Genomic DNA, 13,230 nt, shown 5'->3' with positions numbered 1-13,230 from the left:
GCGTCAATTCTCCAGCCGGACCCGCAGTTCGCGCAGCACCGGCAGGCTGGCGCGCACGCGGTCCTCGCCGAGATCGCGGATGAGGTCCGATACCATCGGCGTGATCGCGGAAATCGCGGCATCGCGGGCGGCGCGACCGGAGGGGCTGATCGCGACCATCTTGCGGCGGGCGTCGTCCCAGTCGGGGCGGATATGCACGTAGCCGGCCCATTCCAGCTTGCTCAGGGTGTTGGTCATTGCCCCGCGCGTGACGTGAAAACTCTTGGCGAGTTGCGCCGGGCTGCGTTCGTCACCGATCCGGGCGAGGTGATTGAGAACCGAGAAATGCGAAATCTCCATTCCCTTGGGCAGAACCCGGCTGAGCCGGTTGCGGATCAACTGTTCGTTGGTGAGAATCTCACTGAACAGCGCCACCGCGAGGGAATTGCTGGATGTATCGGTCATTCAGGGTCCGTCAAACTCTCGGTCATGGCGCAGGGAAGGGACGCGGTTGCGTGCTTGTGCCACTTTCGAGGGGTCGAGATCAACCATCACAATGCCGTGATCGGTGCCGCCATCGGCCAGAATCTCGCCCCAGGGGGCGATGACCATGCTGTGACCGTGGGTCTTGCGGCTGCGTCCGGTGCTGGCGGCATGGGTGCCGGTCTGCGCCGGGGCGAGCACGAAGCAGCCGTTTTCGATGGCGCGGGCGCGCAGCAGGGTTTCCCAATGCGCGGCCCCGGTGACATGCGAGAACGCCGCCGGAACCGTCAGAAGGGTCGCGCCCGCCTGCGCCAGGCGGCGGTAGAGATGCGGAAAGCGGACATCGTAACAGACCGTCATGCCCAGCCTGCCCCAAGGGGTTTCTGCCAGCACGGCGCGGGTGCCGGGGCGAAAGCCGTCGGATTCGCGATAGGTCTCTTCCGGCGTCACATCGACATCGAACATGTGGATCTTGTCATACTGCGCGCGGATCGCCCCGTCGGGGCCGATGAGGAACGAGCGGTTGGCAAATCGCCCGTCCGGGTCATCGGTTTTCAGCGCCAGTGAGCCGATCAGCAACCAGACGCCTGATTCAGCGGCGCGGGCGGCGAGTTGGGCAAGAACAGGGTCGTTTTCCTGTGTTTTCAGCACTGTACGCTGATGTTCCCGGCTGCCGGAGACACAGTTCGTGACCTCTGGTGTCAGGACGAATTCCGCCCCCTGCCCCACGGCCCGATCCATCAGGTCGAGGGTGACGGCGAGGTTCGCTGCCGGATCGTCGCTACTGCTCAGTTGCAGGAGAGCAGCGCGCATACCGGTCACTTGCCGAGCAGCGCGTTGAGCTTGCCCGTCTGCTCCAGCGCGTAGAGGTCATCGCAACCCCCCACATGGGTTTCGTCAACAAAGATCTGCGGCACGGTATGGCGGCCCTTGGCGCGCTTCATCATCTCGGATTTGCGCGCCGGTTGCGCCAGCACGTTGATCTCGGAGTAGTTCACGCCCTTTTGCTGCAACAGGCGTTTGGCCGCGTGGCAGTAGCCGCAGAGAGGGGACGTGTAGATTTCGACTTTTTTCATGTGAGTGGTTCCCGATTCACGTTCGGCGGGAATTTAGGCATCCTTTGCGGCGCGCGCCAGAGTGAGAATGCACACATTCTGCGCGCCGGCCGAGAAACAGGCCTGCGCCGCCGCCGACAACGTGGCGCCCGAGGTCATCACGTCATCGACAAGCAGGATATTGCGCCCGATCAGTTCGGCCCGCCGCCGGGGGTTGACGCGGATGGCATCGTCCAGCATCGCATGGCGCGCCGCGACGCCCATGCCCTTGAGCGGGCGGGTGCGGCGGATGCGGATCAGCAGGTCGGGGCAGACGGGCAGGCGCGTTTCACGCGCCACGCCCTGCGCCAGAAGCGCGGATTGGTTGAACCGGCGCGACAGCATCCGCATCCAGTGTAGCGGCACCGGGGCGATCAGCATGTTGGGGGTGATCAGCGGCTGCGCCGCGCGCGCCATCCATTTCGCCGCCGGGCGCACCACATCGTGCCGGTCGCCATGTTTCAGCGCCAGCACCAGCCTGCGCCCGTTATCGTGATAGCGCAGCGCGGCGCGTCCGCGCGACCATGGCCGGGCGATGGTCAGGCAATCGTCGCAATATTCGGTCAAATCCGGGTCATCGCCCGGCAGGGGCACGCCGCAGGCGTCACATGCAAGACCCGAGATGAAAGGCGTATCGCGCCAGCAGGGGCCGCAGAGGCCGAAATCACTATCGACCGTGGCACCGCAGAGCAGGCAGCGCGGCGGATAGACCAGCTGAACCGCCGTTTGAAAAGCCGTGCCGCGCATTCTATTCTCCTGTCCATGAGCCAGACACCGCTGACCGACCGCCCCGCCCTCATCCGCAACCGGCATCGCGCCCTGCGCGCCCCGGCCCTGTTCCTGCAGGACATCGCCGCCGGTGAGATCGAGGATCGCCTCGGTCTGGTTAACAAGTCCTTTACCGCGCCTGCCGTGGTGACGGGTTTTCCCGATTTCTGGCAGGCGCGGATGCCGGGGGCGCTGGTGGTGGCGGATGATGATATGCTGGCGCTGGAGGCGGGGGCGCATGACCTGATCGTTCACGCGCTCTGTCTGCATTGGGCGAATGATCCTGTAGGTCAGCTGATCCAGATGCGCCGGGCGCTGAAACCGGACGGACTGATGCTGGCGGCGCTGTTCGGCGGCAGCACGCTGTGGGAATTGCGCACCGCGCTGGCGCAGGCAGAGGCGGATGTGACCGGGGGTCTCTCGCCCCGCATCCTGCCGATGGGCGAAATCCGCGATCTGGGGGCGCTCTTGCAGCGGGCGGGCTATGCGTTGCCGGTCGCGGACAGCCTGCCGTTGGCGGTCAGCTATGCCGACACCCGCGCGCTGATGCATGAGTTGCGCGCCATGGGCGAGGTCAATGCGATGGCCCACCGCGAGCGGCGGTTTGCGCGGCGCGGCGTGCTGGAGCGGGCCTGCGGCATATATTCGCGCGAGTTCGGTCAGGCCGACGGGCGTATTCCGGCAACGTTCGAGATGATTTTCCTGACAGGCTGGGCCCCGGACGCCAGCCAGCCGCAGCCGCTGCGTCCCGGATCGGCCAGCGCGCGGCTGGCGGATGCGCTGGGCGCGGTGGAAAACCCGCTCAGAGATTGACCTTTGGGGCACAACCTATATGTCACCCCTGACCCCAGACTGACAGGACCGTCCGAACCATGCCCGATGCCAGCCGACCCGCCCATGCGCCCGCCGATCACCCGCCCGTGCCACGTGGGAAAACCGGCGTTCTGCTGGCCAATCTGGGGACGCCGGACAATTACGACTATTGGTCGATGCGGCGCTATCTCAACGAATTCCTGTCGGATCGCCGGGTAATCGACTATTCCCCGTGGAAATGGCAGCCGCTGTTGCAGTTGATCATCCTGAGCAAGCGGCCCTTTACCAGCGGGCAGGCCTATAAATCCATCTGGAACGAGGCAAAGGGCGAAAGCCCGCTGATGACGATCACCCGCGACCAGACCGCCAAGATGGCAGCGGCGATGACGGCGCGCTATGGCGATCGGGTGATGGTCGATTTCTGCATGCGCTATGGCAATCCCTCGACCAAATCCAGGGTGCGGGCGATGGTCGAGGCGGGTTGCACGCGGATCCTGTTCTTTCCGCTCTATCCGCATTATGCCGGCGCCACGTCGGCCACCGCGAACGATCAGTTCTTTCGCGCGCTGATGCAGGAAACATGGCAGCCCGTCGTGCGGGTGGTCGAGCCCTATTTCGACAACCCGCTCTATATCGAGGCTCTGGCCGAGTCGGTTGAGCGCGCCTATGCCGGTGTCGTGAATCGTCCCGAGATCCTGGTGGTTTCCTATCACGGGATGCCGAAACGTTATCTGATGCAAGGCGATCCCTATCATTGCCAGTGCCAGAAGACGACGCGCCTGTTGCGCGAGCGGTTGGGCTGGCAGGAGACCGAGATCACCACCACGTTCCAGTCGGTGTTCGGCCCCGAGGAATGGCTGAAGCCCTATACGGTGGACGAGGTGGCGCGGCTGGCGCGCGACGAGGGCAAGAAGCGCATCGCGGTGATGGCCCCGGCCTTTTCCGCCGATTGCATCGAGACGCTGGAAGAAATCAACGAGGAGATCCGCGAGAGTTTCGAGGAAGCGGGCGGTGAGGAATTCACCTACATTCCCTGCCTGAATGACGATGACGCCCATATCCGGGCGCTGGCCGAGATTGTCGAGAGCAATCTGGGCGGCTGGCTGGACTGATCGCGCCAGCAAAAAGGGCAGCGGTCGCTCGCTGCCCTTTTCGTTTTACTGCAATACCAATCAGTCAGCGATGACGACGGCTGCAACGATGGCCAGCAGGACCAGCGGCACCCAGATGGCTGCCGAGGACGAGCTTGCATTGGTTTCCTCAACCACGACCGGCGCTTCGATGACGGGTTCGGACAGGTTGCCTGCGAATGCGGTCGATGCAGCGACGCTCAGAGCGGCGGCGAGAACGAGTTTCTTCATAATTATCCTCCAGATACTTGCCTTCAACTACACTTTGCAGTTGCAGACACCCAAGACTTACCTCGTAACTCTGTTCTAAGCAGCAAAATTGCGTGATTGCAAACGCATCTTGCCGCTAACACCGCAAATACCGCTGTTTTTTCGTCAAATTAGCAACACTTGGGTTCCCACTCTGACCATGTCGAAGAGTTCGGCGATATGCTCGTTATAGAGACCGATACAGCCATTGGACGACCGCCGCCCGATCTTGCGCGTGTCGTGCGTGCCGTGGATGCGGTAATAGGTCCAGCTGAGATAGAGCGCGTGGGTGCCCAGCGGGTTGTCGGGTCCCGGCCCGACATAGGGCGGCCACTCCGGGTTGCGCCTGAGCATGGCCGGGGTTGGGCGCCAGCTGGGTCCTTCGACCTTGCGCACGACCGATGTACGGCCCCGGCGTGTCAGGTCCTCGGATTGCGGCACGGAGGACGGGTAGAGCTTGTAGACGCTGCTGTCCTCGCTCCAGTAATGCACGGCGCGCGAATCGATATCGACCAGGATGGCGCCGTTTTTCAGGCTGGAGAAATAGGGCTGCCAGTCGAGCATGCGAAAGCTGGAAATGTTCCGGCGCACGGCTTCGGTCACGTCACGCTCAAGCTCGACTGTGTCGTCACCGTCAACCGTTTGCGCGAAAGGCGGCGTGCCGATCAGGGCAGCCGACCCAGCGAGAAAAGCGCGCCTGTTCCACGGTTCAAAAAGATCAGATGCCATTTTGAAATCTCCACTCGGAGTGCATAATATCGAAACATTATATGGCGCGAAGGACGCAGTCGCAATTCAAACGGCCCCATTGTGGCAAAGATATGCGCATGCGGGTTTGTCACGGATCGAAAGCCGGGCTAAAGCGGGAGCCGCAACAATATCGGATGAGTTGGCATTATGGCGCGTCTATTTGGATTTCTGTTCCCTGTTATGCTGGTTGTGGCGGCCTGTGCTGCGCCACCACCACCGCCGCAACTGGGCGCGGACGGCAGACCGCTACCGCGGGTCTACCGTATCGGTCCGGGACAGACCTCGGAAATCCGGTTCCGCATGCTGGATTCGGTAAACACCCTGCGTCAGGCCGCCGGTCAGGCGCCGGTCGAGCTGGATTCGCAGCTGACCGCCGCCGCGGCCACCCATGCGCGGGACATGTCGGCGCAGAACCGGCCTTGGCATTTCGGCTCTGACGGTTCTTCGCCGCTGGACCGGGTGCGCCGGGTTGGCTATCCCGGCACGCTGGTGGGCGAGACGATTTCGGAAACCTACGAGACCGAACTGGAAACGCTGGCCGCCTGGATGGAAGATCCGGGCACGCGGCGCGTGATCCTGTCGCCCGAGGCGCGCAGAATGGGCTTTGCCTGGGAGCAGGATCCGAACGGCAAGATCTGGTGGACGATGGTTGTGGGCGGCTGATCACGCATTGAGCGTGATCGGCGTGCCGTCGCGCACCATGGCGTAGATATCCTCCATCTCACGGTTGGTGACGGAAATGCAGCCCGCCGTCCAGTCGGGGCTGAGAAAGGCGAGCACGTTCGGCTCGCCATGGATGAAGATGTCGCCGCCGGGTTCCATGCCCATCGCCTGAGCATAGGCGATATCCGCCTCATTCGGATAGGATATCCCCAGCGAGAGATGAAAAGAGCTGTTCGGATTGCGCCTGTCGATAAAATATTCGCCCTCGGGCGTCTTGCCATCGCCCTCGAACTGCTTGTGTCCCTCGGGGGCAAAGCCAAGCTCGACCCGGTAGGATTTCAGCGGACGGTCGTGGTGCATCAGGTGCATTTCGCGCGCGCCCTTGTTGACGATGATGCGCGTCACCTCGGGGCCTCTGTAGGTGCGGAACTTCGAATTGGTATCGCAGCCCGCAAGCGCGGAAATTCCCGCCAGAAGCATGAAGCGTCGTGTCAGTATCATGTGGTTTGCCGTTTCACTGCCCAGAATTCTTTTGCGATGATTCTACACCGGATCGCGCCTGTCCCGGTAGCGTTTTTTTGGCGGATCACGCAGGCGTCAACGCAAAGCCCGTCACCAGTTCTACATGCGCCGACCAGCGGAACTGATCGACGACACGCACCGGACCCATCGCATAGCCATGCGACAGCAGGGTTTTCGCATCGCGCGCGAAGGTCGCCGGGTTGCAGGAGACATAGGCGATCCGGGGCAGGCGGGCGCGGGCAAGGGTGGCGATCTGCGCCTCTGCCCCGGCGCGCGGCGGGTCGATGACGGCGGCGTCAAAGCGTGACAGTTCATCGGACAGAAGCGGGCGGCGGAAGAGATCGCGCACCTCGGTGGTGACGGTCTTGAGTCCCTGGGCCTTGCGCCAGCCACGGTCGAGCGCATCCGTCATCGCGGCGTCACCCTCGACCGCGTGAACCTCTGCGCCGCGCGCCAGCGGCAGGGCAAAGGTGCCGCAGCCGGCGAACAGATCCACGATCCGCCTTGCTCCGGCCAGAATAGTCTCTGTTTCGGCCAAAAGCGCGGATTCGCCCTCGGCCGTCGCCTGCAGGAAGGCACCCGGCGGTGGGGTCACGCGGGCGCTGCCGAACAGTTGTTCCGGCGCGCGCAGGGTGACGACCACCTCGTCATCCCAGGCAAGTCGCGCCAGATCGTGCCGCTGCGCCAGCCCGGCCAGCGAGATGCGCAGCGGGCAGTCAAGCGGCTTGCCTCCGGTCACCGCGATATCGAGCCCGGCGACCGAGAGCGTCGCCGTCGCGGAGATCCCGCTCTTGCGGCTGGCCCCCGCCAGCGCCAGATCGCAGGCCACGGGCAGGGCGCGCATCAGGTCGGGATGCAGCAGTCTGCAATCCGGGATCTCGATGATCGTATCGGAGGTGCGCACGTGAAATCCCGCCATCGCGCCCTTTTTCGTGCGGCGGACAGCCAGGGTGGCGCGGCGACGCGATTGCGGTGGAGACGTGTGGATCGGGTGAAAATCGGCGCTGATCCCGTGCGCGGCGAGCGCAGTTCTGACAACCTCCTGCTTCCAGGCGGCGAGAAATCCGTCCGAGGCATGTTGCAACTGGCAGCCGCCGCAGGATCTGAAATGACGGCAGGGCGGGGTAACGCGATCAGGCGAGGGGGTCAGGATGCGGATATCGGTCAGCGTCTGGCCGGTGCGCGTGCCGGTCACCACCTCGCCGGGCAGCGTCAGCGGCGCAAAGAGCGGCCCATCGGCGATGCCGTCGCCCTGATGACCGAGGCGGGTGATGACGTGATCGCTCAGAGCAGATCCTCGCGGGTGAGGGAAAAGCCCGAAGCGATCCAGCGGCGTTCCAGGTCCGCCAGCCGCTGCCCCAGCGCCGGGCCGCTGAGACCGGGCATCAGATCGGCGGCAGCAACGGGAAAACGGGCAGCGGCGCCGCGCGCCAGATCGTCCTGCATATCGGGCGCGAGCGGGGTTTCCAGCAGCGCCGCACGCAGCAGGAGGATGTCCGCCCCGTCGGTCGTGCCATGGCGATAACCCAGTTCCGGGGCCAGCATCGTGCCTGTCGGCATCTCGCGCAGGAGCGCCAGGCGTCTGGCCTGCGGTTTCGAGAGGCGCAGGCGGTCTGCAACATCCCGACCGCCCAGCGAGGCAAGGCGGCGAAGCGGCTCCGGGGCCGTGTTCGTCTCTGATTCCAGGTGAACAAGGGGGGCCAGCGCGCGCACATCGGCCCCCGGCAGAACAGCGTGCAGCACGCCCGCCGCCTGCATCGCCGCGACCGAAGGGGCCGGATCGGGGGCATCAAGCAGCTTGAGCATCTCGCCGCCCACGCGCTCGCGCGACAGCGTGGCCAGCCCGTCGAGATTGGTGGCACAGGCGGCAAGCCCCTCGGCGTCGAGGCCATTTCCGGCATCGCCATACCAGGCATGAAAGCGGAAAAAGCGCAGGATGCGCAGGTAATCCTCGCGGATGCGCTGTGCCGGATCCTCGATGAAGCGCACGCGGCGGGCGTGCAGGTCGTCGAGACCGCCCAGCGGGTCGATGAGCGTGCCGTCGGGCTGTGCGTAGAGCGCGTTCATGGTGAAATCGCGGCGGCGGGCATCGGCGGGCAGGTCGTCGGCAAAGGCCACGACCGCGTGGCGGCCAAAGGTCTGCACATCCTTGCGGAACGTCGTTACCTCGTGTGGGATGTGATCCGAAACCACGGTGATCGTGCCATGTTCCAGCCCGGTCGGCACAGGTTTCAGCCCCGCCGCCCCGGCAAGTTCGATCACCCGTTCGGGCCGCGCGTCGGTGGCGATGTCGATGTCGCCCACCGGCGCGCCCAGCACCGCATTGCGCACGCAGCCGCCGACAAAGAGCGCCTGGTGCCCCGCGCCGGTCAGCATGGCGCAAACACTCTGGGTGGGCCGGGCCGTGATCCAGTCGCCGGTGATCTTCATCGCGGGCCCGCCAGATCCGCCATGCTGCGCAGGATGCGCGCGGTGGCGCCCCAGATGTAGTAGGGGCCGAAAGGCACGGTGTAATAATGCCGCCAGTTCCCGCGCCAGAGACGTTTTTCGACCCTGAACCGGCCCGGATCGAGCAGATGCGCCAGCGGCACGTCAAACACCTCATCGACCTCGCCAGCCTGGGCGCGGGGCTGAAACGGGGCATGCACCCGCGCCATAACAGGCGTTACGTCAAAGCCGGTGACGGTTTCATGTTTGGGCAGGTATCCGAGCACCTCGACATTGCCGGGATCCAGACCGATTTCCTCGGACGCCTCGCGCAGGGCGGTTGCGGTGATGTCCGGATCCTGCGCATCCTGCTTGCCACCCGGAAAGGCGATCTGGCCGGGATGATGCTTGAGCGCGGAGGAGCGTTTGGTCAGGATCACCCGCGCCGGGCCATGGCCGCACAGCACCGGCACGAGCACCCCGGCTGCGCGCAGCTTGCGCCCCGGCGGCAGGATGACGCCGGGGTTGAGGTCATAGTCGGAAGAGCCCGTGCGCGCATCGCCCAGCGCCGCGAGAATCCGGTCGAGCGGATCAGTCGCCATCACCGGACCCCTCCGGCGCATCAAAGCCCACGGTCGCCGGATCCAGCCGGTAATGAGCGCCGCAGAACTGGCAATCGGCGGTCACGATCCCGTCGGCGGTGGTCATCGTCTGGATGTCCCTGGCGGAATAGATCGACAGGCTGTTGCGCACGCGCTCCTCGGAGCAGGTGCAGCCGAAACGCACCGCCTGAAGGTCGAACACGCGCGGCCCCTCCTCGTGAAACAGGCGCACCAGCAGATCGGTGGGCGCGACCGACGGGCCGATCAGTTCCAGATCCTCGACCGTATCGAGCAGCAGATTGGCGCGGGACCAGTTCTCGGCATCCGCGCCGCCGACGATATCCCGCGCCGCCAGCAGCCCGCCCTCGCCCGATCCGCCACCGGTGGCAAAGGGCGAAGCCTTGGGCATATGTTGCAGCATCACGCCGCCCGCGCGCCAATGCTCAATGCCGCCTGCCTCGGTCGATTTGCCAAAGCTGAGGGCGAAGCGGGTGGGCAGTTGTTCGGACTGGGCGAAATAGGCCTCGGCGCAGTGCCTGAGCGCGGAACCTGCGATGGGCGTGATGCCCTGATAGGGTGTGGTCCCCTCGCCCTGGTCGATGAGCACGGCGAAATACCCCTCGCCCAGATGGTCGAAGGGGCGGGCGTCGGACAGGCGGGCGCGGTCGAAACTGGCATAGGCGCGCATGCGGGCCGGTTCGCCCTCGGCAGAGGGGCCGTAGTAATCGGTCGCGATCATCCGCACCGGGCCGCGCGACTGAACCTGAAGCGAGAGTTTCCAGCGCAGCTTGATCGCCTGGCCGATGAGCGCGGTCAGCAGGGCCATTTCCGCGATCAGCGCCTCGACCTGCATAGGGTAATCATGCTGTTTCAGGATGCCGTCGAGCACCCCGTCAAGGCGCGCGACGCGCCCACGGATGTCCGCAGTGTCAAGCTGGAACGGCAGGATCGTGTCATCCCACGCGATTTTCTGGCCGAGAGTCATGGGGTTTCCTTTGGTGCCTTGGTTTGGCATATCGCGAGTATATAGGCAGGGCAAGACACGGTCCAAGAGGGGCGGGGCATGATCAGACGGTTCGGAGAGGCGCCAAGACCGGGCATCCGCTATCGTCTGCGGCCCGGTGTCTATGCAATCCTGCCGCGCGGGCGGCAGATTCTGGTGACGCATCAGTCAGAGCCGGTGCCGGAATTGCAACTGCCCGGCGGCGGGATTGATCCGGGCGAATCGCCGCTGCGGGCGCTGCATCGCGAGGTGTTCGAGGAAACCGGATGGGTCATCGCACAGCCAAGACGGCTGGGCGTGTTCCGGCGGTTTACCTATATGCCGGAATACCGGCTCTGGGCGGAAAAGCTGTGCATCATCTACCGGGCGCATCCGGTGCGCGAGATGGGTCCGCCGTCAGAGCCGGGGCATCGCGCGGTCTGGATCACGCCGGAGCGGGCGGCGCGCGATCTGGGCAACGCCGGGGACCGGCATTTCGTCAACCGGGAATCGGGCTGGGCCTGAATTCGAGCAGAACGCCGGAAATATCGTCGTTGAAATCGGCGTCGCCCGCGAACTCCGACAGTTTCCACATCAGCGATTCCAGAAACGCCATGCCACGGGTCTGGCGCAGGTTGCGCATTATCCCGGCCAGCCCCTCGTCATCCAGCAGCGCCCCGTCGCGGTCGGCGCATTCGGTCACACCGTCGGAATGGATCAGCAGCCGGTCACCGGGGGACATCATCACCTCGAACTCGTCGAATTGCGCGTCGTCGATCAGGCCGACGGGCAGACCGCCGTGCCCGACGAATTCCACAGCACCGCTGGCGCGTTGCAGCGCCGGATACGGATGACCCGCCTGCGCGATGATGATCCGGCCCGTGGCCAGATCGGCATTGGCCAGAACGATGGTAAAGTAATGCTCGGTTTCGATCTCTGACATCATCAGGCGGTTGAGCAGGCCCAGCACTTCGGCGGGTGGGCGGGCGTCAAGCCCGCCATCATCCGTCCTGCGCAGGGCAAGGTTGTGTTCCGGCACGGCGGCCGACAGATAGCCGGCCAGCCGCGCCGTCATCAGCGCCGAACTGATACCGTGGCCGGACACGTCGATACCGTAAAGGCCGATCCGGTTTTCGCCGATCGGAAACGTGCCCACCAGATCGCCGCCGACATGGCCCGAGGATTGCAGCATGAGCGACACCGCCGCCGGGCCGAAATCGCGATGACGCTCGCTGACCAGCGATTGCTGCAGTTTCTTTGCCTCTATCAGGTCGTTGTCGAGCGAATCATAGAGCATCTGCAATTCGTCCAGCGTGGACTTGATCAGGCGGTTCTTGGCGGTCAGCTCGCGTTCCATCCGCAGGATGCGTTCACCGGCGGCGATCCGGGCGCGCAGTTCGGCGGGATCGACCGGCTTGGTCAGGAAATCATCCGCCCCCGCATCCAGGCCCAGCGCCACCTCTTCCTTGTCGCTCTTGGAGGTGAGCAGGATGAAATAGCCATAGCTGTCGCGCGGCATCCGTCTGAATTCACGACAGAATTCAAGACCGTTCAGGCCCGGCATCATCCAGTCGCTCATCACCAGATCCGGCGGCGCCTCGCGGCACAGGCGCTGCGCGTCATCGCCCGAGGCAGCCTCTTGCACCTCGAACCCCCAGCGTTGCAGCAAGGCAATGAGGATGCGGCGCTGAAGGCGGCTGTCATCCACCACGAGCACCCGGCGGATCACCGCGCCGCCCGCATCCGTTTGCACCTCCTGCCCTGTCATCGCCCGCACCGCAGCCACCCCCCGCACCATCCCGATGGATTAGGCGGGCAAATCTTAACGGCTGGTGAATGCTAAAATTCGCCGCAATCTTCATCGTGCCTTCGGGTGTCTGTTAACGCCTTTTCAGGCGATCATGCGGATGATCAGACGCGGATGGAGACCACGGGATGATCGACTGGAACCACGTTCAGCAATTGCGCGTTGAAATCGGCGCGGATGCCTTTGACGAGGTGGTTGACCTGTTTCTCGATGAGGTAGATGCAGCAATCGGCAGGTTGCGCGATTTGCCGGACGGGCATGACCCGGAGGAGCAACTCCATTTTCTCAGGGGCAGCGCGCTCAACCTCGGTTTTTCTGAATTCTCTGGCCTGTGCCACCAGGGCGAAATCGCCGCCGCATCGGGGCAGGGCGATGCTGTCGATCTGACCGGGCTGCTGCGCTGTTACGAGGCGTCAAGAACCGCCTTCATGGAAGGTTTGCGACAGGCGCGCGAAAATCCGGGTCAGGGCCGGGTCGGAGTGGGTTGATTGCGACATGCAATAGCGATTGTGAAATTATATCAAACGCTTCTACGCTGTAATCGCCGGCACGACAAGCACGGAGGCACTCCCGGTCGCGCGCAGCAATATGCATCTGGCGGAGGATTTATGGGTTCGGTGACTAGCGGCTATAGCAGGACGACCGCTGGCCAAAACCGGCGGGGGAGCAAACCCAATTGCTGTTACCCCATGTCAGGGCTACAGCCTGACGTTGTGCGCGGGCGTTTGACCGGGCCTGATCCTGAACCACGGGCGCGCGGTTGGCGTGCCAGTCGAAAGAGACGACGGTCGGTTTGGGAATGCGTTTGCCCGAGTTGGCCCCGCTACCGGCCAGCGGGGACACTGTCATGGCCAAGATTATGGCCGACAAGGATGCGCTGCGGACAGCTGTAAAGCGCGATTTTCTCATATGCTCAACCTACTTGAGTGCAGACGGCTTTAAGCCGCCCTTCTGAAGGTTA

The 13,230-nt window shown here is 64.3% G+C and carries 17 protein-coding genes; 5 read left to right on the top strand and 12 right to left on the bottom strand.

Going from position 1 to position 13,230, the window contains the following annotated elements; translation table 11 throughout:
* Positions 1 to 3: 3 nt before the first annotated feature.
* Genes BSG08_RS05215 through BSG08_RS05200 form a run of 4 tightly spaced genes read right to left on the bottom strand, consistent with a single transcriptional unit; the run spans position 4 to position 2,303 of the window.
* Positions 4 to 444, bottom strand: a complete 441-nt coding sequence (locus BSG08_RS05215; protein WP_093033088.1) for a MarR family winged helix-turn-helix transcriptional regulator — start codon at positions 442 to 444, stop codon at positions 4 to 6.
* The gene (locus tag BSG08_RS05210) at positions 445 to 1,275 is read right to left on the bottom strand and encodes a carbon-nitrogen hydrolase family protein (RefSeq protein WP_093033085.1); all 831 of its coding nucleotides are present in this window, start codon (positions 1,273 to 1,275) and stop codon (positions 445 to 447) included.
* 5 nt (positions 1,276 to 1,280) lie between these two features.
* The gene (gene grxC / locus BSG08_RS05205; protein ID WP_093033082.1) at positions 1,281 to 1,538 is read right to left on the bottom strand and encodes a glutaredoxin 3; all 258 of its coding nucleotides are present in this window, start codon (positions 1,536 to 1,538) and stop codon (positions 1,281 to 1,283) included.
* A gap of 33 nt (positions 1,539 to 1,571) precedes the next feature.
* Positions 1,572 to 2,303 carry a ComF family protein gene (locus BSG08_RS05200; protein WP_175544695.1) on the bottom strand — a complete coding sequence of 244 codons (732 nt, stop codon included), beginning with the start codon at positions 2,301 to 2,303 and terminating at the stop codon, positions 1,572 to 1,574.
* 15 nt (positions 2,304 to 2,318) lie between these two features.
* Between BSG08_RS05200 and BSG08_RS05195 the strand changes: the two genes are divergently transcribed.
* Entirely contained in the window at positions 2,319 to 3,137 is an 819-nt protein-coding gene (locus BSG08_RS05195; protein WP_093033079.1) for a methyltransferase domain-containing protein, read from the top strand.
* Positions 3,138 to 3,196: 59 nt separating this feature from the next.
* Positions 3,197 to 4,249 carry a ferrochelatase gene (gene hemH, locus BSG08_RS05190; protein WP_093033076.1) on the top strand — a complete coding sequence of 351 codons (1,053 nt, stop codon included), beginning with the start codon at positions 3,197 to 3,199 and terminating at the stop codon, positions 4,247 to 4,249.
* A gap of 60 nt (positions 4,250 to 4,309) precedes the next feature.
* On the opposite strand, the gene BSG08_RS05185 is transcribed toward hemH, so the two are convergent.
* The gene (locus BSG08_RS05185; RefSeq protein WP_093033073.1) at positions 4,310 to 4,498 is read right to left on the bottom strand and encodes a hypothetical protein; all 189 of its coding nucleotides are present in this window, start codon (positions 4,496 to 4,498) and stop codon (positions 4,310 to 4,312) included.
* Between the two features lie 144 nt (positions 4,499 to 4,642).
* The gene (locus tag BSG08_RS05180) at positions 4,643 to 5,245 is read right to left on the bottom strand and encodes a L,D-transpeptidase (RefSeq protein WP_093033070.1); all 603 of its coding nucleotides are present in this window, start codon (positions 5,243 to 5,245) and stop codon (positions 4,643 to 4,645) included.
* Positions 5,246 to 5,413: 168 nt separating this feature from the next.
* Between BSG08_RS05180 and dalA the strand changes: the two genes are divergently transcribed.
* Positions 5,414 to 5,929, top strand: a complete 516-nt coding sequence (dalA, locus tag BSG08_RS05175) for a divisome-associated lipoprotein DalA (RefSeq protein ID WP_093033067.1) — start codon at positions 5,414 to 5,416, stop codon at positions 5,927 to 5,929.
* On the opposite strand, the gene BSG08_RS05170 is transcribed toward dalA, so the two are convergent.
* The 5 genes from BSG08_RS05170 to hslO form a co-directional block, all read right to left on the bottom strand.
* A complete protein-coding gene (locus tag BSG08_RS05170; protein WP_093033064.1) occupies positions 5,930 to 6,430 on the bottom strand; it encodes a L,D-transpeptidase family protein in 501 nt (166 codons plus the stop codon).
* Between the two features lie 85 nt (positions 6,431 to 6,515).
* Entirely contained in the window at positions 6,516 to 7,739 is a 1,224-nt protein-coding gene (locus BSG08_RS05165) for a class I SAM-dependent RNA methyltransferase (protein WP_093033061.1), read from the bottom strand.
* Positions 7,736 to 8,881 carry a CCA tRNA nucleotidyltransferase gene (locus tag BSG08_RS05160; protein ID WP_093033058.1) on the bottom strand — a complete coding sequence of 382 codons (1,146 nt, stop codon included), beginning with the start codon at positions 8,879 to 8,881 and terminating at the stop codon, positions 7,736 to 7,738. The genes BSG08_RS05165 and BSG08_RS05160 overlap by 4 nt, the downstream gene beginning before the upstream one ends.
* Positions 8,878 to 9,480 carry a CoA pyrophosphatase gene (locus BSG08_RS05155; protein WP_093033055.1) on the bottom strand — a complete coding sequence of 201 codons (603 nt, stop codon included), beginning with the start codon at positions 9,478 to 9,480 and terminating at the stop codon, positions 8,878 to 8,880. Before BSG08_RS05155 ends, BSG08_RS05160 begins: the two co-directional genes overlap by 4 nt.
* The gene (hslO, locus tag BSG08_RS05150) at positions 9,470 to 10,465 is read right to left on the bottom strand and encodes an Hsp33 family molecular chaperone HslO (protein WP_093033052.1); all 996 of its coding nucleotides are present in this window, start codon (positions 10,463 to 10,465) and stop codon (positions 9,470 to 9,472) included. Before hslO ends, BSG08_RS05155 begins: the two co-directional genes overlap by 11 nt.
* A gap of 78 nt (positions 10,466 to 10,543) precedes the next feature.
* Between hslO and BSG08_RS05145 the strand changes: the two genes are divergently transcribed.
* A complete protein-coding gene (locus BSG08_RS05145) occupies positions 10,544 to 10,987 on the top strand; it encodes an NUDIX hydrolase (RefSeq protein WP_093033049.1) in 444 nt (147 codons plus the stop codon).
* Here the strand turns inward: BSG08_RS05145 and BSG08_RS05140 are convergent.
* Positions 10,962 to 12,230 (bottom strand): PP2C family protein-serine/threonine phosphatase, encoded by a 1,269-nt coding sequence (locus BSG08_RS05140; protein ID WP_093033348.1) that lies wholly within the window; start codon positions 12,228 to 12,230, stop codon positions 10,962 to 10,964. The two genes, BSG08_RS05145 and BSG08_RS05140, sit on opposite strands and share 26 nt — an antisense overlap.
* A 167-nt stretch (positions 12,231 to 12,397) precedes the next feature.
* Between BSG08_RS05140 and BSG08_RS05135 the strand changes: the two genes are divergently transcribed.
* Positions 12,398 to 12,757: an Hpt domain-containing protein gene (locus BSG08_RS05135; RefSeq protein ID WP_093033046.1), complete on the top strand. Its 360-nt coding sequence runs from the start codon at positions 12,398 to 12,400 to the stop codon at positions 12,755 to 12,757.
* Positions 12,758 to 13,230: the final 473 nt, after the last annotated feature.

This window comes from Roseovarius azorensis (assembly GCF_900109455.1).
GTDB lineage: Bacteria > Pseudomonadota > Alphaproteobacteria > Rhodobacterales > Rhodobacteraceae > Roseovarius > Roseovarius azorensis.
This window is presented reverse-complemented; position numbering and strand designations above follow the sequence as displayed.